This window comes from Porphyromonas somerae, assembly GCF_022845615.1.
Lineage (GTDB): Bacteria > Bacteroidota > Bacteroidia > Bacteroidales > Porphyromonadaceae > Porphyromonas_A > Porphyromonas_A somerae.
On record NZ_AP025559.1, the window covers coordinates 1,229,584 to 1,253,047 of the forward strand.

Annotated in this window: 16 protein-coding genes and 1 tRNA gene; 4 read left to right on the forward strand and 13 right to left on the reverse strand. The window is 47.1% G+C overall.

Annotated elements, in window-relative coordinates:
* Positions 1-29 precede the first annotated feature (29 nt).
* The 5 genes from MWL85_RS05415 to MWL85_RS05435 form a co-directional block, all read right to left on the reverse strand.
* Positions 30-890 carry a DUF4296 domain-containing protein gene (locus MWL85_RS05415; RefSeq protein ID WP_244401754.1) on the reverse strand — a complete coding sequence of 287 codons (861 nt, stop codon included), beginning with the start codon at positions 888-890 and terminating at the stop codon, positions 30-32.
* Positions 877-1,557, reverse strand: a complete 681-nt coding sequence (locus MWL85_RS05420; RefSeq protein ID WP_244401755.1) for a lipoprotein signal peptidase — start codon at positions 1,555-1,557, stop codon at positions 877-879. Before MWL85_RS05420 ends, MWL85_RS05415 begins: the two co-directional genes overlap by 14 nt.
* 32 nt (positions 1,558-1,589) lie before the next feature.
* Positions 1,590-1,967: a TraR/DksA family transcriptional regulator gene (locus tag MWL85_RS05425; protein ID WP_018027994.1), complete on the reverse strand. Its 378-nt coding sequence runs from the start codon at positions 1,965-1,967 to the stop codon at positions 1,590-1,592.
* A gap of 30 nt (positions 1,968-1,997) precedes the next feature.
* Positions 1,998-5,402 (reverse strand): isoleucine--tRNA ligase, encoded by a 3,405-nt coding sequence (ileS, locus tag MWL85_RS05430; protein ID WP_244401756.1) that lies wholly within the window; start codon positions 5,400-5,402, stop codon positions 1,998-2,000.
* Between the two features lie 333 nt (positions 5,403-5,735).
* A complete protein-coding gene (locus tag MWL85_RS05435; RefSeq protein WP_244401757.1) occupies positions 5,736-6,131 on the reverse strand; it encodes a rhodanese-like domain-containing protein in 396 nt (131 codons plus the stop codon).
* A gap of 1,293 nt (positions 6,132-7,424) precedes the next feature.
* Between MWL85_RS05435 and MWL85_RS05440 the strand changes: the two genes are divergently transcribed.
* Together MWL85_RS05440 and MWL85_RS05445 are read left to right on the forward strand one after the other, a co-directional pair.
* On the forward strand, positions 7,425-7,649 hold the full coding sequence (locus MWL85_RS05440; protein ID WP_244401758.1) for a DUF7675 family protein: 225 nt from the start codon (positions 7,425-7,427) through the stop codon (positions 7,647-7,649).
* 55 nt (positions 7,650-7,704) lie between these two features.
* Positions 7,705-7,935 carry a hypothetical protein gene (locus MWL85_RS05445; RefSeq protein WP_244401759.1) on the forward strand — a complete coding sequence of 77 codons (231 nt, stop codon included), beginning with the start codon at positions 7,705-7,707 and terminating at the stop codon, positions 7,933-7,935.
* Positions 7,936-8,102: 167 nt separating this feature from the next.
* Here the strand turns inward: MWL85_RS05445 and MWL85_RS05450 are convergent, their stop codons facing one another.
* The 8 genes from MWL85_RS05450 to MWL85_RS05485 form a co-directional block, all read right to left on the reverse strand.
* On the reverse strand, positions 8,103-9,395 hold the full coding sequence (locus MWL85_RS05450) for an ATP-binding protein (protein ID WP_244401760.1): 1,293 nt from the start codon (positions 9,393-9,395) through the stop codon (positions 8,103-8,105).
* 740 nt (positions 9,396-10,135) lie between these two features.
* On the reverse strand, positions 10,136-11,692 hold the full coding sequence (locus MWL85_RS05455) for a restriction endonuclease subunit S (protein WP_244401761.1): 1,557 nt from the start codon (positions 11,690-11,692) through the stop codon (positions 10,136-10,138).
* A gap of 2 nt (positions 11,693-11,694) precedes the next feature.
* Complete coding sequence (locus tag MWL85_RS05460; RefSeq protein ID WP_244401762.1) at positions 11,695-13,221, reverse strand: class I SAM-dependent DNA methyltransferase; 1,527 nt, start codon at positions 13,219-13,221, stop codon at positions 11,695-11,697.
* Complete coding sequence (hsdR, locus tag MWL85_RS05465; protein WP_244401763.1) at positions 13,222-15,573, reverse strand: EcoAI/FtnUII family type I restriction enzme subunit R; 2,352 nt, start codon at positions 15,571-15,573, stop codon at positions 13,222-13,224.
* Positions 15,574-15,605: 32 nt separating this feature from the next.
* Positions 15,606-16,769, reverse strand: a complete 1,164-nt coding sequence (locus MWL85_RS05470) for a glycosyltransferase (RefSeq protein WP_244401764.1) — start codon at positions 16,767-16,769, stop codon at positions 15,606-15,608.
* 41 nt (positions 16,770-16,810) lie between these two features.
* Positions 16,811-18,049, reverse strand: coding sequence for a GTPase HflX (gene hflX, locus MWL85_RS05475; RefSeq protein ID WP_244401765.1), 1,239 nt, complete (start codon positions 18,047-18,049; stop codon positions 16,811-16,813).
* Between the two features lie 147 nt (positions 18,050-18,196).
* Complete coding sequence (locus tag MWL85_RS05480; RefSeq protein ID WP_244401766.1) at positions 18,197-19,351, reverse strand: M20 aminoacylase family protein; 1,155 nt, start codon at positions 19,349-19,351, stop codon at positions 18,197-18,199.
* 25 nt (positions 19,352-19,376) lie between these two features.
* Positions 19,377-20,846, reverse strand: coding sequence for an MFS transporter (locus MWL85_RS05485; RefSeq protein WP_244401767.1), 1,470 nt, complete (start codon positions 20,844-20,846; stop codon positions 19,377-19,379).
* A 228-nt stretch (positions 20,847-21,074) separates the two neighbouring features.
* Here MWL85_RS05485 and MWL85_RS05490 point away from each other — a divergent pair.
* Together MWL85_RS05490 and MWL85_RS05495 are read left to right on the forward strand one after the other, a co-directional pair.
* Positions 21,075-21,161, forward strand: a tRNA-Ser gene (locus MWL85_RS05490).
* Positions 21,162-21,404: 243 nt separating this feature from the next.
* The gene (locus MWL85_RS05495; RefSeq protein ID WP_244401768.1) at positions 21,405-23,450 is read left to right on the forward strand and encodes an HsdM family class I SAM-dependent methyltransferase; all 2,046 of its coding nucleotides are present in this window, start codon (positions 21,405-21,407) and stop codon (positions 23,448-23,450) included.
* The last annotated feature ends 14 nt before the right edge of the window (positions 23,451-23,464 follow it).

A 23,464-nucleotide genomic window follows, 5' to 3' on the forward strand; every position in this document is an offset into this window, starting at 1 on the left:
ATTATACTTTGTTCGTACTGAAAGTGGGGCTAATTGGCTTCTAGTGGCTCTTCTGGCTCTAACTCTTGTTGGTTTTCTACAGGGAGTACCTCATCATTTGCTGTCTCTTCGTTCTCGGGCTCATTAGATTCCTCACTAGTTCGCAATTCCTCTTCCTTCTTGGCTAAAGATATCTGCTGAAGGTAAAGGGGGTGATTACTTTTCTGCAATTTTAGGAAAAGCGTGAAGCGAGGATTTGGGGGCAGACTATCGGGTAGAAGTAGCTTGCTCTCCAGCCGAAAGGCATTGATTGATATTTGCGAACCCTTTATTTTATCAAACCGATACCCATCTTGATTTACGATCAGCAACTGCACTTCTATATCAAGCGTATCGGGTAACTCCCCCACCCTTATAGCACTCCAGAGCAGTGAGTCTGAGGGCTGTAGATCCTCACTATTGTATATTGACTGAGTATATATAAACAGTCTCTCCTTAGCAGGAATGTAGAGCCGTTTGTCTGTGGACCAAAAGCTCTCCCCTGGCTCAAACCGCACTCTATATTTATGTATAGAGTCGGTAAGAAAAGTATCCACCACGGCTTTTGAAGCCTCCAATTCGGCATTGATTTGCGTATAGATGTCGGATAATTTGTGGGCATTGGCAGAGTACCAGACGAATGAAGAGTCGTACTCGGCACGAGTTACCCCATGCTTCTTAAACACCCCTTCGTAGGATGAAATTACAATAGAGTCAGAGTAATTATTCTGCTGTAAGTAAGCCTCAGTGAGAATCAGATCCTTAGTGATGGCTCTCATTTTCTTCTCTCCTAAGACACCAAATGGCTTTTGGCACTGAGTCATTAGGAGCATCAGTAAAAGAAATATGGTGCCCAGTCTAAGCCTCTTCATCTTCTTTAGCGGCAACTTTATCCTCTTCCACACCCTTCGAACCGCCTAGCAGATGGCTAAATGAGTGGGCATAAAAAAGGATGAGACAGACAACCCCTACAGAGATGCAAGCATCCGCAAAGTTGAATATCGGTCTGAAGAATACCAATTCCTCCCCGCCCCAAAAAGGCATCCACTCTGGCCAAGTGGTATTGATGATAGGGAAGTAAAACATATCGACCACTTTGCCGTGAAGCCAATTGGCATATCCTCCTCCCTCGGGAAATAAGGTAGCTATCTGTCCATAACTATGTGAGAATATCTTTCCATAGAAAATGGAGTCAATGATATTACCGACTGCACCTGAAAAGATAGCTACCATACAGAGTAGGAAACCAATAGAGTATCGACCCTTGATGATTTTAGCTACCAACCACGCAATGGCTACACTCGCCACTATGCGGAATATCGTGAGGAATAGCTTATCTATCACCTCCCAACCAAAAGCCATCCCTGGGTTTTCAGTAAAATAGAGGTAAAACCAATCGGTCACATGAATGCTCTCGCCAAGCATCAAGTGGGTTTTGATCCATATCTTGATAGCCTGGTCTATAAGTAGCAGTGCGAGAGCAAACAGAATAGCTATCCACGCACGCGACTTTGTAGTGTAGCGTGGATCTAAAGCCATAGTGGTTGAACGAACCATAAAAGACTTCCCTATTACTTATGTCCCGACTCCTTGGCCTCTATACTTAGTGTAGCGTGAGGTACAGCACGAAGTCGCTCCTTGGGGATAAGCTTTCCTGTGGCTCTACAGATCCCGTAAGTGCCATTCTCAATTCTCACAAGTGCCGCCTCGAGGTTTTTAATAAACTTCTGCTGCCTTGCTGCTTGGCTTGCAGTCTCCTGCTTTGAGAGGAGCATCGCACTCTCTGTAAGGTTTTTATACGTAGGAGTGGTATCGGTAATATCGTTACCATCATTCGTATCCAGCGTAGAGACTAGTAGGTCATAGTTGCGACGTGCCTTAGCTAGCTTCTTCTCTATTATCTCGCGGAATTCTTGTAGTTCCTCCGGACTGTAGCTATTCTTTTCCATATCTCTATCTCTATTCAAAACGTTCTTAACTTACTCAGCTTTATTAATCAGAATGGAGAGGCTCACCTCCTCATCTAGGTCTAGTGGCTCACCCTCATTATGGAGATCTCTCATCGTGATCTCCAAAGCTTGCACTTGGGTGGCGATATAGTCGTGATGAGCTTTGAGCACCTCCTCGATCTGACTATTATTCTCGAGTACAATATTTATCTTATCCGATACGTTGAAGTCCTTCGCCTTACGGATATTCTGAATTCTATTCACCAGCTCCCTTGCCAATCCCTCAAGTCGTAGTTCGGGAGTGATCGTCTCATCGAGTGCCACTGTAATGGCGCCCTCATTCTGTACCAGCCAACCTGGCACATCGTCAGAGATCACCTCTACTTGGTCTAGGAGAATCTCCTTGCCAAGGTACTCCAACTTCCCATTATTCTGGAAGTCAATAATATCTTTATTCGATAACCCTCCGAGATAGGCAGCTACTTGCTTCATCTCCTTGCCAAAGACAGGGCCTAAAGCCTTGAAGTTGGGCTTAATCTTACGCTGAACCACATCGGCCGAAGTATCGGCAAACACCAGTTCCTTTACATTCACCTCATTAAGGATCAGCTCCTTCACCCTGTCAATTGCTTCGCGTGCTACCAAATCGTCGGTAAGCACTAAAAACTTAGAGAGTGGCTGGCGTACCTTGATATCCATACGACGGCGAAGTGCTAGCACCATACTGCTGATTCGCTGTGCATAGTCCATCGACTCCTCTAGTCCCTTGTGGATCAGTGCTTCATCCGCTTCTGGGAAGGCCGTGAGATGAACCGATCTATCACCATTGGTAAGGTCACGATATAGGCGATCTGCATAGAAAGGCGACACCGGAGCAATAAGCTTTGCAACGGTCACCAGACAGTGGTATAAGGTTTGGTAAGCAGAGACTTTATCCTCGCTCATACCCCCACCCCAGAAGCGCTTACGTGCTAGTCGCACATACCAATTGCTCAATTGATCATTTACAAAGTCCGAGATCGCACGTGCTGCCTTGGTTGGCTCATAGTCGTCCAAGTCAGTAGTTACCTCCTTAATCAAGCTATTGAGAGCCGAGATGATCCAGCGGTCTAGCTCTGGTCGTTTTTCGTAAGGAATCGCCTCACTCTCTGGGTCAAAATGGTCAATATTGGCATAGAGTGCAAAGAATGAATAGGTATTGAAGAGAGTCCCGAAGAACTTACGCTGCACCTCGTCCACCCCATCCATATCAAAGCGGAGGTTATCCCATGGAGATGAGTTACTAATCATATACCATCGAAGCGGGTCAGATCCCTTCTCCTCAATCGCCCCAAATGGGTCAACGCCATTGCCTAGGCGCTTACTCATCTTATTGCCATTCTTATCCAATACCAATCCATTGGAGATGACATTCTTAAAGGCGACACTATCAAAAATCATGGTGCTGATGGCGTGGAGCGTAAAGAACCACCCACGAGTCTGATCCACTCCTTCGGCAATAAAGTCGGCCGGATAGAAGCCGTGGTCATCAATCAGCTCCTTATTTTCAAATGGGTAGTGCAATTGAGCATAAGGCATCGCACCAGAGTCAAACCAAACGTCAATGAGATCCTTCTCACGGTACATAGGCTGCCCTGAGGCACTCACCAGTACAATCTCATCTACATATGGGCGGTGTAGCTCAATAGCTTCATAGTTGTCATTGCTATTATCGCCCACCACAAATCCAGCATAAGGGTTCTGCTTCATCAGCCCCTTAGCGACCGATTTATCTATCTCTTTTTTGAGCTCCTCTACCGAGCCAATACAGAGCTCCTCACGCCCATCTTCTGTCCTCCAAATTGGGAGCGGGGTGCCCCAGTAGCGAGAGCGGCTTAGGTTCCAATCCTGAAGATTTTGTAGCCACATACCAAAGCGACCAGCCCCTGTACTTGCAGGCTTCCAGAAAATCGTATTATTGAGCTCCTGCATACGCTCCTTAAGGGCGGTACTGCGGATAAACCAACTATCCAATGGGTAGTAAAGAATTGGCTTATCGGTACGCCAGCAATGAGGGTAGCTGTGGCTCTGCTTTTCAATCTTAAAGGCAAGCCCACGCTGCTTCAGCTGCATACAGATAGATATATCGAGCGTCTCATCCTTATCGGTGAGCTGCTCATCGTAGCTATTCTTTACAAATCTACCCTCAAACTCTTGATAGGCCTTGGCATCCATCTTCTCACTTACGAAGTCAGGGTCTAGTTCCTCAAGGAGGAAGTACTTACCTTGTAGGTCCACCATTGGACGCTCTTTACCCTCCTTATCAAGTAGCATCAGAGCTGGCACCCCATGGGCATTCGCCACCTTTTGGTCATCAGCACCAAACGTAGGTGCAATGTGTACAATACCCGTACCATCTTCTGTCGATACGAAGTCACCAGTAATCACTCGATAAGCGCCCTTCCCAGGGTTTACCCAAGAGAAAAGTGGCTGGTACATCATTCCCTCTAGGTCACTGCCAGTATAGGTTTTGATTACTCGATAAGGCATCACTTTCGCCCCCTTTTCGGGCATCTCCATAGGTAGCTCCGCCCCTTCTGGGTTGAAGTATGCCGAGAGTAGTGGCTTCGCCAAAATAGCAGTCATCGGCTCTAATGAATAGGGGTTGTAGGTCTGTACAGCCACATATTCAATCTTTGGTCCTACAGCAAGCGCTGTATTACTTGGCAAAGTCCAAGGGGTGGTGGTCCAAGCGATAAAGTAAGCCGTGCCGTGTGCAGTCAGCTCTTTTGCAGGCTCTTTGATCTCAAACATCACCGTCGCCATCGTATCCTTGACATCTCGGTAGGTGCCTGGCTGATTCAGCTCGTGAGAGCTAAGTCCAGTACCTGCAGCCGGCGAATAGGGCTGAATGGTGTACCCCTTGTAGAGCAATCCCTTCTCGTAGAGTTGCTTTAGTAGGTACCAGAGGGTCTCAATATAGCGATTGTCGTAGGTGATGTAGGGGTGATCCATATCCACCCAATAGCCCATCTTTTCGGTAAGGCTACGCCACTCAGCTGTGTACTTCATCACCTCCTCACGGCAAGCCTGATTGTACTCCTCTACACTGATTTTACTTCCGATATCGGCCTTGGTAATGTGCAGACGTTTCTCCACACCAAGCTCCACAGGTAGCCCATGAGTATCCCAGCCAGCTTTACGCTCTACTAGGTACCCCTTCATAGTCTTGTACCGACAAAATAGATCCTTGATAGTACGTGCCATGACGTGATGGATTCCCGGCATGCCATTGGCGGAAGGAGGTCCTTCGTAAAAGATAAACCTAGGTGCCCCTGCTCTCTCAGCTAGGGAAGCCTTGAAAAGATCTTCAGCCTGCCACTTCGCAAGCATATCTTTATTGATATCTGATAAGTTCAGTCCGCTATGTTCGGCAAATCGTTTGTTGCTACCCATACAAGTTATCGTTATTTATAGATGGCTCTCGCCATCTTTTTACTCTTGATTTAATTAATGTGCAAATATACCTCTTTTCAATTAGATAGCCTTAGTACATTCCGAGAACTTAGGGGTACGCATTAGAGTTGCAAATAAACTTTTCGCTCGTCCACCACGTCCGACTTGTCCGACCTGTCCGACTTGTCCGATAAGGCACCCCCCAATTAATCGCCCTCTAGTAAGGACCTCAAAGGTCCTTACCCCATAGCCTCCCCCCTACGAATACCATACGGTAAGGCCTTTCTAATGCGTAACCCCAGCTCCATCTTGAGGGTACACACAATAATAGAGCTACTTCAAAACCGGATAGCCTGCATCTAACCACCCAAGTATACCGTCCTTGAGGTTGACGATGCTGTAGCCCTCCTTTTCTAGTTCCTTAGCGGCCATCATACTCCTCTTGCCCGAACGACAGTAGAGATAAATTGGCTGACTCTTGTCTAGTTGCTCACTTACCTTTTTCGTAAAGCTTGGGCCCTGCACATCAATATTGATCGCAGACTCTAGATGCCCCTCGGCAAATTCTTCCGCAGTACGGACATCAAGAAGCTGTACCTCTGAAGCCACGCTAATTCGCTCTTTGAATGTAGCAGAGTCCACCGTCTCTATCTTTTGTGATGCTTGGCACGATCCAAAAAGCATTGCAAATATCCCCATAATGATGCTGTAGTAAAGTATTCGTTTCATTTATATCTCTAACGTTATTATCATTTGCATGGTGTACACCTAACCACACAAACATACCAATAATTGCACAGACAACAGACAATTACCGCCCCACCCCGCTAGGGCAACGCATTAGAAGAGACTGTTGTATGAATGGTCAAATACAAGTTGTTGAATAATGGCGTAAGGACCTCGGTAGAGGTCCGTGTTAAATAGGCACAGGTCGGAGGGGCGTAGCCCCCGAACGACCTGTGTGTAAGAGCATATTGCCTACCTCAATGACCCCGGCTGAGGGGTCAGACCTAGATAAGGTTGTCCGACCCCTCTGCCGGGGTCGCAAGGGTGTTTTGCACATCGTTATACACAGGTCTTCGGCACTGCGTGCCTTGACCTGTGCCTATTTAGCACGGACCCCTCAACCGGGGTCCTCCTCTATAGACGCACCTATGAATGCAATACGGCAAGACCTTCCTAATGCGTAACTCCTGACGGTACCTACTACCTAGAAGGAATTGTCTCGAGTATATTGTAGGTTATTAATTAAAGAGAAGGCACCCCAATAGGGAGATTATCACAAGAGCCCATTTATCAACGATTAAAGTAAAACCCCGGATGGGTTCCATGGACTAATAACCCAAGCTTCCCACTGAAGGCGAGCATCAGCAAGTCTGAGGGTGAAGCTTGGGTAGCGATGTCACTATAATATCACACTACCCCGAAGGGGTTGCATATCCACAATAACCTATGGATACCAAAGTGCAACCCCTTCGGGGTAGTATTTTGCGGTCTATTCCTCTTCCCAACCTTCTCCTCGCAGGTACGCTTCGCATACCAGCGAGGGGGAAGGCTGGGTTATTAGGCCATGGAAGCCCTTCGGGCTTCTATCATCACCCCTCCTAAAAGCAGGGGTTCTCATTAGAAAGGTCTAACCGTGACTGACCTCCCCTGTGGGAGGTCAGACGGATCATTGCCCCTAGTCAAGGCTCGTAGAGCCGATGACTAGGGGACAAAAAAACGACCCACCTTCACCATTCGACCCCTTGTGGGTCGGACAACTCATTACAGGATTAAACTGATGCGGTTGTCCGACCCGCAAGGGGTCGATTATATACGTGCGACATTGGGTACCCCCAGTCGTTCGGGGCTAATGCCCCTCCGACTAGGGGGCTACGACAAATCGGACCTCCTCGCGGAGGTCCATACTCATAGACATTCCGCTAAAAAACATACGGCGTGAACTTTCTAATGCGTAATCATTGATACCATTAGTGGTATAACAATTGTTTTGCTACCTTTGTGGTAAAAGAAACTAATATGAAAAAGGTAAGTGACTACGATTACATAGACGAGTTCTGCAAAGACGAGGATGAGGATAAAATATGGTGGGCCGAGACGGATAGAATAGGCGAGTTCCTATTTACATTCGATAAGCAAACCATCTTCAACCTCTTTGAGGACTACCCTCACAATCTCACTCCTGAGCAAAAAGAAGTCTTTGACAAAGAGAATCCATTTTGGAAAAACTTCTTTGGCGAGTAGCTATTCAATCGCTCCTTTCACTCCATCTTATTGGTTTGCAATAAATGAAATTGATATGAATACGTCAAAATACACACCTACGGAGAAAAGGCTTGCTGATGAGCTTGCTAAGTCCATGGGAAGTGACTTTGCTACTTTTGTTTGTGAATATAAAGGGGGTAAAGCCTTCCTTGGCGATCGCAATAAATTTGCAGTTGTCGGAATACCTCCTGCCATTTTGGTAAAAGATGGGAAGGCAACACTGCTATCCATCGATGATTCCTTATACCTCATAAGTCATTCATAGCCTCGTACCCTTCTCTCTTATCCACATTAATATTCATCAAAAGGTTATCCACTTTTTATGGAAAGTATCAGCAACTATTCAAGGGAGAATTAATCCCTCACGAGTGATTTAATAGTAGCGGAGTCGACTAGTTGACTCCGCTTTTTATATGATGATGCCCTATAGAGTTAATCCTTAAGGGCTCCTAATGGAACAACTTTAACACCATCAGGTCGAGTATAGGCCATCTTACCTCCAGTTAAGATAATAAGCAGGTCGGGTTCTCGCATCTGAATTTGAGGCTCCTTATTATTGCGTTCTTGGATTAGTTGCTTTAACTCCAAGAGATGCTTTGCACCACTATCTATCTCACGGCTTCCCAGCTTACACTCAATGAGAGCATAACGCCCATCCTCAAGATGTAAAACGATATCGGCCTCCAAACCATAACGATCGTTGTAGTATGAAACATGACTATTCAGGTCAATAGTATAGGCTTTGAGGTCTCTAATACACATCTGCTCAAAAATAAAACCAAATGTTTTCAGCTGTACAGAGAGAGATTCTGGCGATAATCCAAGGAGAGCAACTGCTATAGATGGGTCACAAAATCCTCGTTTCACTGAGCTTCGTATAGCTGTTTTACTACGTATCGCAGGGCTCCAAGCATCTATATTCTGTATTACAAAAAGACGCTCAAAAGTAGTTTCATAATCAGAAAAAGTATCCATAGAGAGTGAGATCTCTCCCGATGAAATCACATCCTCCAATAGGGTAGTTTTTTTAGCAAGAGTAGAGATATTTCTAGCATAAGATCGCAAAATAGCCGATGCAGTTTTGGGGTCTCTTTGAATACCATCAATATGTGAGACATCTTCGGCACACACTGTTTGCACATAGTTTTTAGCTATTAGCAATTGAGCTTTAGGAGTTCGCCCATATAGAGATGCAGGCCAACCACCCCGTGAAGCAGCAAAGATTAAGTCTTCAATAGACATCTTTGATATCTTACCATCTATATCATAATCTGGATTATCAAAAAGCTCCTGCAACGACACTTCGCCTGTAGACTCTTGTGACTCCCACAGACTCATAGTAAGCATTTTAAGTCGTGCAATACGTCCTGTACCAGAGTGAAGTATCTCAGTTCTATCCACCGAATTAGATCCGGTGAGAATGAATTGTCCTGGCACCCTTCTATCATCTACCATTGTCCGTACAGCGTCCCACAAAATAGGAGCATCCTGCCACTCATCAATAAGTCGAGGCGTTTCGCCCCTCAGTAGCAAAGATGGCTTGGAGGAAGCAGTGGCTAAATACTCCTCCCTCAAATCAGGATCCTGCATCTTTATGATACTTTTGGCAAGCATGGAAGCAGTAGTTGTTTTGCCACACCATTTAGGCCCCTCAATTAAGACAGCCCCAAAAGCGTCAAGAAGTTCTCCTAATAAACGATCTGCATTTCTCTTTAGATATTCCATAGCGATGAAGATAATGTATTACGTATGCAAAACTAATGAATATTATTGACTTACAAAAGCCATTCGGTGTTTTTGTGGTATTCCGTTCGGTGTTTTTGTGGCAATCCATTCGGTGTTTTTGTGGTATTCCATTCGGTGTTTTTGTGGCATTCCGTTCGGTGTTTTTGTGGTGGTAGGTCGGAGAGTACACGAGGAGAAAAATAGAGACTATTGCACGAAGGTTTACGCCCTAGTTAGTAGAGCAAAAGTTGAGTTGCAACTAAGCAATTGCCGAGATGCAACTAAGCATTTGCTTTGTTGCAACTAACCGATCGCTTAGTTGCAACTCGATAAACGCAAAAATAGGCTACTGATTATCAACCACTTACAAAGACGCTCCTAGCCACCTACATTTCACCACAATTCCTGTAAAGGTTCCCCAAAAAGCACCCGCCAGGGTGCCATTCAGATAGCCCCCGGTCAAGGCTCAAAGAGCCGAAGACCGGCGGGGAAATAGTACGATAATATCAATCGACCCTTGTGGTCGCACCCCCAATAGGTTGTGCGACCACAAGGGTCGTATGGTTGGTCTACTCCGCTTCCCCGCCGGTCGTTCGGGGCTTTCGCCCCTCCGACACGGGGGCTATCTGAGTGGCACCCTGGCGGGTGCTCTTATGCCCTTGAAGACGAATTGTTCAGTCTAATCTAATACCTATTGGCGAAACTTCTAATGCGTAACCTTTGGGCAAGCCACTCTAAGGCTAACGCAATTTATCTATCCTAGGCATCAGCTCCTCAATCCTAGCCACTATTCGCTTCTGCTCCTCCAGTGGTGGCAAAGGAAATAAAAAGCCTTCTACATGTCCGTTATTTATAGATGGGGAGTTCTCCCCTTTCATGTAGTAGTTTAACCCGTCTATTACGTATGGAGATAATACCATATAAAAGACATACCTAGGAAACAATGCAACCGAAGGTGTGATAACATAGAAACCCGTACTAGCAATGGCATCTCCATAAGGCTCCTTTACTAATGCTACATTCCTAAGGTAAGGTCGCACCATTGAGAATAAGATATCGTTGACATGCAATTTTCTTCGGGCTCTACTTGGAGCATCTTTTGCAGATATCATCTTGGGGCACTCAATAGAGTTTGTTTTATTACTGACTGAATTAATATCCACATAAATAATCTCTCCCTCTGGAGTAGTATTCTGCATAGGAATAAAAAGGGTTTTACCTCTGCACCACTCCCAACCGGAGGGGAGGTCGAAGGGGATCTCGTGGTTGATGCAGACAGGGTCTTTGGTGCCGACTTTTTCGTAGTAGGAGCCCTCGTCGTCGCGGTAGATATGGGAGGTGGGCTGACCCTTCTTCATCTTGCCCTCCTTGATGAGTTGTGCTTTCTCGGTGCGTATCCGTTCCAGTAGCACGGAGGCAGGCTCGTCGGTTGGGCCTTGCGGTACCAGCTTCCCTTGGATGGCTTCTTGCAGGATAGACTTCTTGAGCTGTTCGGGCAACTGGTCGTTTAGCCGAGTCAATTCGCTATGCGCCTTATCGTATTGCTCCACCAGTGGCATCAGCTCCTCAATCCTAGCCACTATCCGCTTCTGCTCCTCCAGCGGTGGCAAAGGAAATAAAATTGTCTCCCAATTACTTCTATTTATTATTGGTGTTGCCGTACCAGTTGATTTCACAACCATTTGTCGCCTGAAAAAGTCAGACATCATCCCTAGATAGACATAACCCACGTCACATATTACTGGAGTAATAGAATTAATTTGCTGATTAAAGGTAACCTCTTCATAAGCAATTGCACACTTACCTATTGAGCCCCCTATGCATACTTGCATTACAGTAAATGGTGGAACTACGTTAGCTACTTCCATTCCCTTTTTTGATAGCCCTTGAGTTACACTAATAATCTTATCATCTGAGATATTCGCTGGACCGAGAAAAGGAATATAATCACCAAAAAACTCTGGACAACCCCTCGGGGGAGTTTTTCCTGTCATAGTAATACCGATATCAGATAGTCGGCACCACTCCCAGCCAGAGGGGAGATCGAAGGGGATCTCGTGGTTGATGCAGACGGGGTCTTTGGAGCCGACTTTCTCGTAGTAGTAGCCTTCGTCGTCGCGGTAGATATGGGAGGTAGGCTGACCTTTCTTGAGCTTACCCTCCTTGATGAGCTGTGCTTTCTCTGTGCGTATGCGCTCCAATAGCTCAGAGGCAGGCTCGTCGGTTGGGTCTTGAGGTACCAGCTTCCCTTGGATCGCCCATTGGAGGATGCTATTTTTGAGTTGTTGACCAGTCATAGTTACTCCGTTGGGTTATCATTATTGGCATCTAATTCGAGCCCCAGTAGCTGCTCTATCTCGGCGAGGGTTCTATCGATCTGCCGGTCGAGAGCGGTCCGCTTATCGAAATAGTAGCGAAGCAAGTCGGCTGGAGGCAATACCTCTTCCTCCTCATTGGGGAACTTGCAAAGGTCGAAATTGCAATTGAGCTCTACCAACTGCTGTGCCGTAAATCGGCGAGACTTCTCATCTTTTTGCTCCAGAGGTCTGATCTCTTGGCGGTCGTGCCACCACGCTTTGATAGGGTCGGTGTGCTGTGTGAGCATTGGATTGGTCTTGGAGAAGTTTTTATAACCCTCTGGCATATCCATTCGGTAGAACCAGATCTCCTTGGTGCTAAAGCCGGTCTCGGCACCCTCCGCCACTTCGTTATTGAAAAAGAGGATATTGGTAGCGATACTGGTATAGGGAGCGAAGATACTTCCAGGGAGACGGATGATGGTGTGGAGGTTGAACTCCCGGAGGAGCTTCTCCTTGATAGCGAGCTTGGCATTATCGGCACCGAATAAAAAGCCATCTGGCACAATGACGGCTGCTCGCCCACCCTTGGCGAGTCGGTACATAATCAGTACCATAAAGAGGTCGGCCGTCTCGCTCGATGCCAGGTCGGATGGGAAGTGCTGCTTGACGTCGGACTTCTCATTGCCCCCGTAGGGAGGATTCATCAGGATGACATCGTACTTATCCTCGTCCGTATAATTGAGTACATCCTTGATGAGGGCGTTATCGTGCATGATGGCCGGGGCATCGATATTGTGCAGGAGCATATTGGTGACGCAGAGAATGTAGGGGAATTGCTTCTTCTCTATCCCAAAGACCGACTGAGCGTAGAGGGCTCTATCCTCGGCCGTGGTCACCTCCTTATCGAGGGCTTTGAGCCAACTGGTGAGGAACCCACCAGTACCGCAGGCGAAGTCGGCCATCCTTTCGCCCACCTTGGGCTGAATCATCTCGGCCATAAAGTCGGTGAGGGCACGTGGGGTATAAAACTCTCCAGCGGAGCCGGCGGACTGTATCTCCTTGAGGATGCTCTCGTAAATCTCGCCAAAGGCGTGGCTCTCTTCGTAGCTACTGAGGTCGAGGTTATCGATTACGTTGATCACCTGCCGTAGTAGCACGCCATCCTTCATGTACTGATTGGCATTTAGGAAGGTGATGGGGACGATGGCACTCCTCATCGGAGTTTCGGGGGTGACCATTAGCCCCTTTAGTGTAGGGAAAAGGGTGTTATTGACGAAGTCTAGTAGAGGCTCTGCAGTGAGGGCGTGCCCATCGTGGTCGTCTTTTGCCCACGCTTGCCAACGACAATTGGCGGGGATAAAGGAGTGGTACTCCCTTTCATTGAATTCCCAATCCTTCTCCTTTTCGTCGTAGACCTTTAGAAAAAGCATCCAAGACATCTGCTCGATACGCTGTGCATCGCCATTGATGCCGGCGTCGTTGCGCATAATGTTTCGGATGCTCTTAACAAAATTAGTGAGTGCCATTTATTCTTTGTTGAAATTGTAAATCAGGTGTCCTAGCTCGCTAACGGCTGAGTAGTATTGATCTCGTCCGCCAAAGTACTCGGCTATCTTGCGAGGGGAGCCCATCTGGGTAAAGGGCTCCAGCTGTAGTACGAGGGGATTCTCCAATTGAGAGATACCCCCCGTGGTATACTTATCTAGTAGCTCCTCGAGTACCTGCCGTGCCTGGGCTCCGTACCGATTGAATATATCTCTCTTCTTCACCGCCTCTGCCCGCTCTCTACGCGTGAGTGGCTTTTGACCAAAGGCTATGTAGCAGATGAAGTCAAAGTCATCTACATCGGCCATTCCTTTCTCCTCCTTGAGTGCCTCTAGGTCGATGCCGTAGGTCTGTAAGAGTTGGGCAAACTCGGCTTTATTCTCTGAATTATTCCACTTGGTGATGAAGTCGCCCAGCGTGGTGTAGGTAGCGGAGATATTACGCCGTGTGTAGTCTGTGATGCTCTCGGTGCGTAACAATTTGCCATCGGTATCATAGACGGAGACCACTTTATTGATGATCTGCACCGGGCAACCTGACCTATCGACTATCGGCTTGATCTTGGGAGGATCGGGCACACTAACGCCACCGCCACCACCTTGTGGAGGTGTATAGCTTTTTGGCTCCTCAGGGTCGTAGCCTTCGTGCACCTCAAGTGGACCATCCCAATCGGGATCGGCAAAGAGCTGTGTGACATTGCGGAAGTCCATTATGACGAAGTGGGTCTTGCCATCTTTCTCACGGATACGGGTACCTCGCCCTACTATCTGCTTAAATTCGGTCATGGAGCTGATATTCTGGTCGAGTACTATTAGCTTGACCATCTTGCAATCAACGCCAGTACTGAGCAACTTGCTGGTGGTGGCGATGACGGGCGTTGGGGCGGTAACGGAGATAAAGTAGTCTAGCTTCTCTTTGCCATAAGGGTCGCTGCCAGTGATACGAACCACGTAATCGGGGTACTTCTGGCACATATCGGAATTGGCATTGACTAGAGCCACTCGCATACGCTCGGCATGCTCTTCATCGGCACAGAAAACAATGGTTTTGCTCATGCGGTCGGTATTCATCAAGTAGGTGGTGATCTCCTTCGCCACCTCGCGAATACGATCCTCGAGTACGATATTATAATCGTAGTCGGTATTATTGTAGATGCGGTCCTCTATCTCATTTCCATAGATATCGCGCTGACCTCTGGTGGGTCGCCATTCGGAGCCGATGTTGGTGGTGACGTTGATCACCCTGAAGGGGGCGAGGAAGCCATCATCGATGCCCTCCTTGAGGCTATAGGTATAGATCGGCTCGCCAAAGTAGGTAATAGAGGATTGGTACTGTGTCTCTTTGGGGGTGGCGGTCATACCAAGTTGTGCTGCCCCTTGGAAGTACTCGAGGATCACTTTCCACGAGCTATCATCGCGAGCACTGCCTCTATGGCACTCATCGACGATGACCAGGTCGAAGAAGTCGGGCTTGAAGAGCTCTTGGTACTGTGGCTTATTATTCTCTCCTATCATCTGCTGATAGAGGGCGAAGTAGACTTCGTAGGCTGTCCTGCCGGGGTTCTTGACATCTTGCTGATAATTGACCTTGTGGGTGGTATTGGCGAGTGGCTGGAAGTCTTGCTGTATTGATTGATCTACCAATATATTGCGGTCGGCGAGGTAAAGGACTTTCTTTACCTTTTGGGCTTTGAGCAAGCGGTAGACAATCTGGAAGGCGGTATAGGTCTTGCCGGTACCCGTTGCCATCACAAGTAACATCCGCTTCTTGCCCTGAGCGAAGGCATTGAGGGTGAGATTGACGGCATTTCGCTGGTAGTAGCGTGGGGGATAGATATCTTTCCCTGTACAGTAGGGTTGGTCGATAAGCTGTAACTCTGCCTCCGATAGTCCATTGCCTTTGTTGCTCTCGGTGAGAAATCTCTGGTAAAGCTCCTCCTTGGTGGGGAACTCGTCCATGGTGAGGTGACGCTCCTTGCCGGTGAGGAAGTCGTACTCGTGAAAACCCTGACCATTGGAGCTATATGCGAAGGGAATGCGCATCATCTCGGCATAGGTCTTGGCCTGTTGCATACCGTGGCTAACGGAGAATTTGGCCACCTTAGCTTCTATAATGACGATGGGGGTAGTGCTATTATAGAATAGGAGGTAATCGGCGTACTTAGGGGTGCTCCGTGAGACAAGATTGCCTTTTAGGTTGATCTTGCCATCGGTAAACTGTACCTTGTACTCCATAGAGATATCATCTAGGGACCACCCTTTGGAGCAAATCTGAGGGGTGATATACTTTAGCTTTATATCTTCTTCGGAAAGGGTATAGATCTTCTCATCCATAAGCGACACTATTAATTGGGAGTGGGATAGGGTTATTTTCCGTTGTGGCCTATGAGCTTTTTCTCCCTTAGTACTTCATAGCGGGGGATAATCTCGTCTCGTACCACTTCGCCCCAGGAGGAGCCAAGCTGTTGGGAGACGTGGTCGGCAACCTTATCAAGGTGTTGGCGGTTATTCACAAGTTCACGAATCTTATCGGCGTAGGCTTGTGGGGTACTCTCAGAGGTAAAGCCATTCACGCCCTCCTCCACAAAGGTGGCGCAGGTACTCTCACGTAGCAGTAATGAGGGGGTGTGCATGGCAGCTGCTTCTCGAATCACATTGCCAAAGGTATCATAGAGTGAGGGGAAGAGGAAGAGGTCGGCAGCAGCGTAGTAGCTCATCAATTGTACGCGGTCTGATACCAAACCAGCAAACTTCACCTTCTCCCCTAGCCCGAGGGCGATTGTCTTCTCCTCAAACTGTTCTTTGGCATTGCCAGTCCCCACAAAGAGCATTCGAAATGGGAGGTCATCAAGCAGAGCCAAGCTATCCAAAATGAGGTCGATATTCTTATGTACAATGTGCTGGCCTACGAATAGGAAAAGGGGCATATCATCTGCCAGCCCTAGCTCATGGCGACATGAAACTCTTGCTGATCTCCAATCCACTCCAGCGGTCTCAATGCCCATTGGCACGATCTCAACTGGGCCGTAGTAACCATACTCAATCAGTGTCTTTTCGATAGAAGGGTCGGCGATCCACACCTCATCGGCACTGGTATAAAACTTTACGATCTTCTCTACCACTAGCTCGGTAATCCCTTCACTTTTGGTGGCTTGGTAGATATCATCCCAATACTTGGAGTGAAATGTAGCGATGAAGGGGACCTTATTCTTTCGGGCTATCTTTCTGCCCAGTAGACCTACAGAGAATGGGCTATGACAGTGGACAATATCAAAGTCCATTCCCTTCACCTCCGAGAGCACAGGGCTAGGAAGTGTGGAAAAAGCATAGCCATAGGGCTTGCGGTTACGCAATAATATAGTAGGCAATCGCTTTACGTCAAAGGGCTCCTGAAAGGGCTCGCCCTCCGCATTGGCAGTCACCACCGACAGATCTACACCGGCTTTATGTAACTCTAGTGCCGTATAATACTGCCCAACCCCTACCCCATCTATCGCGGGTGGAAAACTATCTACAAAAATACCCAACATAGTTACTTACATCGTCCTCAAATCAATAATAAAAAGATGGGCTAGTGAGACATCTCCTCACCGGTCTCATCGTAATAGCTAAAAAGGAAATCGTCGTAAGGGAAGCGAGTGACGTGGATCTCCTTCACACGATCGTAGAGACGCTCCTTGAGCTCTTCAATCCCTAACCCCTCTTTGGCCGAAATGAATAGTACGTCCTCCTCACCCTGCTTGGCCATCCAGGTCTTTTTCAGCTCCTCCAACGAGATATTTTCTTTAGTAGCTGGCGTGAGGTCGTCCTCATCTTTGGGTTCAAAGGTAAAGGCATCAACCTTATTAAAGATAAGGATTGTGGGCTTTTTCTCTCCGTCGAGTATTTCACTGAGGGTTTGATTGACCACTGCTATCTGCTCCTCAAAAGCGGGATGCGACACATCAACTACGTGGATAAGGATATCAGACTCCTTCACCTCGTCGAGTGTCGACTTGAAGGACTCTATCAGTTCGGTCGGGAGCTTACGGATAAACCCAACCGTATCGGAGAGAAGGAATGGCAGATTCTTTACCACCACCTTGCGGACGGTGGTATCAAGGGTGGCGAAGAGTTTGTTCTCGGCAAATACTTCGCTTTTGGCTAGGAGATTGAGGATGGTGGACTTTCCCACGTTCGTATAGCCAACTAGTGCCACTCGCACCATCTTACCTCTATTCTTGCGTTGTACCACTTTCTGCTTGGCGATCTTATCTAGCTCTTCTTTGAGCTTGGCAATCTTATCCAATACTATTCGGCGGTCGGTCTCTAGCTGAGTCTCACCAGGTCCACGCATCAAGGCACCTCCGCCTCGCTGTCTATCCAAGTGGCTCCACAACCTCGTTAGTCGTGGAAGGAGGTAATTGTATTGAGCCAGCTCCACCTGTGTCTTGGCGTGAGCTGTGCGTGCTCTGGAGGCGAAGATATCTAGGATAAGAGAGGTGCGGTCTAGCACACGCACCTTGAGCTTTTGCTCGATATTACGCATCTGATTGGGGGATAGTTCGTCGTCGAATATCACGGTTCCTATCTCGTCATCCTCTATTTTATCGGCAATCTCCTGGAGCTTGCCACTTCCTATAAATGTAGCTCCGTTGGGGTGCTCTAGTCTTTGCGTAAAGCTCTCCACTGCCTGTATCTGTGCGGTATGCGCTAAAAAGGCCAATTCCTCTAGGTACTCATTGACCTCTTGCTCCGACACATCGGGGGTCACGAGGCCCACAAGGTAGGCGCGATCAGTAGCTGCATCTGTCTTTATAAAGTCTCTCATTTCTATTCTCTCTTTGGCTTATTCACAAAGGTACAAAAAAGAATAGATACACTTGAAGTAAACACAATGGGGCACAAATAGCATTAAGAAGAGAAGTCCCTTGCACCTTTGGCACAAGGGACTTCTCTCTTTATATGTGACAGACCGTTACTTCAGATAGGCCTCTGCAAGTGAAACCCAATAATTGGCTCCGATGGGGAAAATATCTTGATCCAAGATATACTTAGGGTGATGCACCATTGGGGTATCTCCATTGCCAATCATCAAGTAGGTGCCTGGCTTCTTTTGAAGCATAAAGGCAAAGTCTTCGCTACTCATAAAGGAGGCGGCTGGATTGACCACATTTTCCGCTCCATAAGTATCAATCGCCACTTGAGTGGCAAAGGCTGTCTCCTTGGGCGTGTTGACGAGTACGGCCCCAGGCTGACCCTCTCTAATCTCGTAGGTACAGCCATAACACTCTGCTTGGGCTTTGGTGATTTCACGGATACGACGTAGCACCAACTCCCGATCCTCGGCAATCATATTGCGCACCGATAGACGTAGGATGGCACTATTGGCAATCACATTGCCAGCGTTACCAGCGATAAAGGCTCCGATGGTGACGACAGCATTGTGCCAAGGACTGAGGTTGCGTGAGACAATTGTCTGGAGAGCCATTACGAGTGAAGCCCCTGCTACCACGGGATCAATACTCAATTCGGGCATAGAGCCGTGCGACCCCTTGCCCACCAATTCGATCTCCCAATTATCCACAGCCGACATAGTGGCACCCTCACGGAAGTAGAGTTTGCCCTTTTCAAGTCCGGGGATATTGTGCATAGCGTAGACGGCATCTACTGGGTACTTTTCGAATAACCCATCCACAATCATGCCAGGGCTACCTTGCATGGTCTCCTCTGCCGGCTGAAAGATAAGTGTCAGGGTGCCATTAAAATTCTTGGTCTCCATAAGATACTTAGCTGCCCCTAGCAACATGGCGGTATGGCCATCGTGTCCACAGAGGTGTGACTTGCCCTCAATAACGCTTCGGTAGGAAAGCTCATTAACCTCCTCTATCGGGAGTGCATCGAACTCAGCCCTAATACCAAGGTTCTTGGTACCATTTCCCACTTTGAGGGTAGCGACCAACCCCGTTGTGCCGATACCCTCTTCTACCTCATAGCCCATTGCACGAAGCTCTGAAGCGATGTATTTGGCGGAGTTGACCTCTTCGAGTGCTACCTCGGGGTGCTTGTGCAAATGCTCTTGCCACTCCCTCATCTTTGGTGCGAGGGCTTCTATCTCTTTTCTAACTTTCATATACTTTATTCAAAATGAATAGGGGTTACTTTTTACTTTGTTTGGGAACGGTGATGGAGATTACCACAATCGCAAGCAGCACCATACAGATATTGTAGGCCATAGCTATCATTGCAGACTGTCTAAAGACGAGGTTGGACTGTTCACCGATGAATATTTGATTGAAAAAACTATTTTCAGGTGCCAGTTGTTGTCCACTCCCAGAGAGCAAACCGTAGTAAATGGCACTAGAAACTGCAATACCAAAGGCGGAACCAAGAGATGAAGCCATCTTGTAAATACCTGACCCAGCTGCAGATTCCTTTGGAGGAAGGGTGGAGAGGGCAGCGTCGGTAGAAGGGGTGGCATAGCAAGCTAGGCCAAGTCCGAAGAGTGCGTACCCGACTCCCATCAAGATAAGATAGGTTTCTCGCATCACGTTGGTAGGCAACATCACTAGGAAAGCGAGCATAACGATAAAGCTTCCTAGTAGCATCGGCCTTCGTGGTCCATACTTTTGCAACAGTCGCTCTCCAATCCGGATAAAAGCAATGATCACCACTCCATAGCCAATAGAGAGGAATCCGATGACACTGCCATCGTAATCGGTCGCGGCAGACATTAGTGCGGGGATAACGACTAGTACGCCGGCGGTGCTATTGAGAATAAAATTGGAGATGGTAGCACCTGTAAAGGTTTTATTCTGAAAGAGCCGAATATTGACGAAAGGTAGCTCTACTCCTGATTCGATACTTACGAATAGGATAAGTCCTATAATTGCCACTGCCGTTAAGACCATAGTAATAGGGTTGTTCCATCCCCAACTGCTACCATAGTTTATCACTATCATCAAGCAGATGACGGAGATCATAAAGATGACCATCCCCTTGAAGTCAAACGTTACATCTTTGGCACCCTCCACATAGTTGCGAGGAATCTCTCGCACCAGTAAAAGTCCGATAAAGGCGGTTACAGCTGCCAAGACAAAAATAGAGCGCCAGCCCAAAAAGGAGGTCATATTGGTACCGACGAAAGTGGCGAAGCTTGTGCCACCCCAAGTGCCCATACTCCAAAGACTGATGGCTCTTTGACGCTCTTTTTCCTCCCAAAACTGAGCAATTATCGCCAGTGAAGCAGGCATGATACAGGCTGCTGACACCCCTTGCAGGGTACGACCCGTCAGCATAAATGGGAGGGTCCAAATACTACTAGCAGGGGTAGTAGCAATAAGAATACCTCCTACAATGGCAGCATAAAAGCCCCAACGCAATGTCTTAGCACGTCCGTAGCGATCGGCAATATTACCAAACATCACAACGGTCACACCCGAGACAAGGGAGGTAATCGTTACGGCAAGCCCTAAGGCACCTCTATCAATCTGAAGATCTTTTTGCACAACATCTTGAATACTCAGCATGGTCATGCCAAATAACCAAAATGAAAGCAGACCTAATATAATTCCGATAAGCACCTTATCATTTCCACGATAAGTAGTTGATGTACTAGATTCTGTCATAATATCTCTTGATTAAATACGTTAAATATATCCTTTGATCTTACTCTATCTTAGAAATCACTTAAATCACATTGACAAGATAAGAAAATAACTATAAACAGCGAATAACTACCACCTGATTTTTCAGGTGACTGCCCTACCCTTAAAGATAAAAAACAAACTTTGAAACCACTTTTGTGCTCAAATCCTTTGGCTGTAACGAAATAATTGTTATCTTTGCACTCGATTGGAAGTGTGGGTGAGTGGCTGAAACCACCAGTTTGCTAAACTGACGTACGGGCAACCGTACCGGGGGTTCGAATCCCCCCGCTTCCGCAGTAAAGGGTGTAAATCAACGTGTTACGTGGTTTACACCCTTTTTCGCACCCAGAAATATATATCTCTTTTGAGGGATACTCTTTTGACTACATTGTTCTTAGTGATTGCTTTAAGATAAAAAGGTTGAGCCTTGATAAGCTTTCAGAGATCTCTCATCAGAAGACGTTATAGTGATTAATTAAGTATATTTGGAGGTGATTTGTTGTATCACTACATCAAAACATTCATAGAAACTTGAATATGAAGAATAAAGTACAATCTGTAGAGCCCAATATAGCCGATCTCGTCAATGGTTGGCTTAAAACATATAAGCTCGACTATAAGTTAGAGCAGGAGAGCCTCAATGCTGAGATTGACAAAGCTCTCACCGAGTACTTCACCAAAAACGGAGGTGCGGGAGCCAATCGTCCCGATGCCAAGCTACTTCTTCAAGACAAACAACTAAACTACTATCCGATCCTCATTGAATACAAAGGATATAAGGACAAACTGGTCAAACTTGATGTCCTGGGGCAGGTAGACAATAAGAAGGCTAAGAATGAACCAAACTTCAAGCACATAAATGGGTATGCTGTGAATGGTGCCATTCACTATGCCAACGCCATACTGCACCATACCAGCTATACCGATATAATCGCTATCGGAGTGACGGGGTACAAAGACGAAAGAGGAAAACTACTACACGAGATAGGGGTCTACTATGTCTCTAAAAGCAACTTGGGCGCCGGTCAAAAGGTAGGCGAATATACCGACCTTTCCTTCCTTAGGGAAGAGAACTTCGATGCTTTCATAGAACAAATAAAAAACTTATCGCTCACTCCCGATGAGTTACAACACCTGAAAGAGCAACGTGAGCAAGAGATAAGCACCAGCCTTACAAAGCTCAATAACGATATCTATCAGAATGAAAAAGGACTTGGTGAAAATGACCGTGTTTATCTTGTTGCAGCTTCTATTATTGCCACGATTGGTGTACCGGGCAAGGTTGCACCCTTAGAGAAGTCTGACCTCAAGTCCTCTAGTGAGGTGGGCAATACAGACGGAGATATTATGGTGCGCAAGATCAAGGCTTTCTTGGAGCAAAAAGACATCCCCTCAGATAAGAAAGACCTAATCTTGCGTACCCTACAGAATACACTCACCACCGAAAACATTAACAAGGTAGAGAATGGTGAGACGCAACTCAAGCGCGTCTTCAGTAAGATCATTGATGACCTCGGCATTTACTATAAGATTGGTCTAACTACAGACTTCACCGGCAAGCTCTTCAATGAGATGTATTCGTGGCTTGGCTTTACACAGGACAAACTTAACGATGTCGTGCTAACCCCCTCATATGTTGCGCAGCTCCTCGTGCGTTTGGCTCGTGTGAATAAAGACTCCTATGTGTGGGACTTTGCCACAGGATCGGCTGGTTTGCTCGTGGCAGCAATGAATGAGATGCTCAGCGATGCACGTGCTACGATTACTTCTCCTGATGAATTAGCTCTAAAAGAAGCTCGTATCAAGGCGGAGCAACTACTCGGATTAGAACTTCTATCGAGTATTTATATGCTGGCTATCCTCAATATGATACTGATGGGCGATGGCAGCTCTAACATTCTCAATAAGAACTCCCTCACAGACTTCGACGGCAAGTATGGATTTGGTAAGCACAATACACCTTTTCCTGCCGATGCCTTTGTCCTCAATCCGCCATACTCTGCAGAAGGCAATGGGATGAACTTTGTGGAGCGTGCTCTCAACATGATGAATAAAGGCTACGCCGCCATCATTATCCAAAACTCGGCAGGCAGTGGTAAGGCACGAGACATCAATAAGCGAATACTTCAACGGAATACCCTTATCGCAAGCGTTAAGATGCCTATAGATCTTTTTCTTGGCAAGTCGAGCGTGCAGACCAACATCTACGTTTTCAAGGTAGCAGAGAAGCACGACCCCAAGCAGATTGTCAAGTTCATAGACTTTTCTAACGATGGCTATACACGTACCAACCGAAAGAAAGCCAGCAACAACCTACGAGATACCGATAGAGCTAAGGAGCGATACGATGAACTGGTAAACCTTGTTCATTATGGCAAGCAACACCTAAATATTTTCACCGAAAAAGAGTACTACGAAGATACCATCGACCCCACGAATGGAGGAGATTGGAATAAGTCGGCACCCATAGATACACACCCCACATTGGCAGACTTTAAGAAGACCGTAGCCGATTACCTTGCATGGGAGGTCTCCACACTCCTCAAGCAACAAGCCACTGACGAGGATAACTTGGGAAAATAGATGCCCCACTCAAC

Bases quoted from the DNA above. Each gene is read 5' to 3' on its own strand.
- MWL85_RS05415 (WP_244401754.1), bottom strand. From the start codon at position 890: ATGAAGAGGCTTAGACTGGGCACCATATTTCTTTTACTGATGCTCCTA.
- MWL85_RS05420 (WP_244401755.1), bottom strand. From the start codon at position 1,557: ATGGCTTTAGATCCACGCTACACTACAAAGTCGCGTGCGTGGATAGCT.
- MWL85_RS05425 (WP_018027994.1), bottom strand. From the start codon at position 1,967: ATGGAAAAGAATAGCTACAGTCCGGAGGAACTACAAGAATTCCGCGAG.
- ileS (WP_244401756.1), bottom strand. From the start codon at position 5,402: ATGGGTAGCAACAAACGATTTGCCGAACATAGCGGACTGAACTTATCA.
- MWL85_RS05435 (WP_244401757.1), bottom strand. From the start codon at position 6,131: ATGAAACGAATACTTTACTACAGCATCATTATGGGGATATTTGCAATG.
- MWL85_RS05440 (WP_244401758.1), top strand. From the start codon at position 7,425: ATGAAAAAGGTAAGTGACTACGATTACATAGACGAGTTCTGCAAAGAC.
- MWL85_RS05445 (WP_244401759.1), top strand. From the start codon at position 7,705: ATGAATACGTCAAAATACACACCTACGGAGAAAAGGCTTGCTGATGAG.
- MWL85_RS05450 (WP_244401760.1), bottom strand. From the start codon at position 9,395: ATGGAATATCTAAAGAGAAATGCAGATCGTTTATTAGGAGAACTTCTT.
- MWL85_RS05455 (WP_244401761.1), bottom strand. From the start codon at position 11,692: ATGACTGGTCAACAACTCAAAAATAGCATCCTCCAATGGGCGATCCAA.
- MWL85_RS05460 (WP_244401762.1), bottom strand. From the start codon at position 13,221: ATGGCACTCACTAATTTTGTTAAGAGCATCCGAAACATTATGCGCAAC.
- hsdR (WP_244401763.1), bottom strand. From the start codon at position 15,573: ATGGATGAGAAGATCTATACCCTTTCCGAAGAAGATATAAAGCTAAAG.
- MWL85_RS05470 (WP_244401764.1), bottom strand. From the start codon at position 16,769: ATGTTGGGTATTTTTGTAGATAGTTTTCCACCCGCGATAGATGGGGTA.
- hflX (WP_244401765.1), bottom strand. From the start codon at position 18,049: ATGAGAGACTTTATAAAGACAGATGCAGCTACTGATCGCGCCTACCTT.
- MWL85_RS05480 (WP_244401766.1), bottom strand. From the start codon at position 19,351: ATGAAAGTTAGAAAAGAGATAGAAGCCCTCGCACCAAAGATGAGGGAG.
- MWL85_RS05485 (WP_244401767.1), bottom strand. From the start codon at position 20,846: ATGACAGAATCTAGTACATCAACTACTTATCGTGGAAATGATAAGGTG.
- MWL85_RS05495 (WP_244401768.1), top strand. From the start codon at position 21,405: ATGAAGAATAAAGTACAATCTGTAGAGCCCAATATAGCCGATCTCGTC.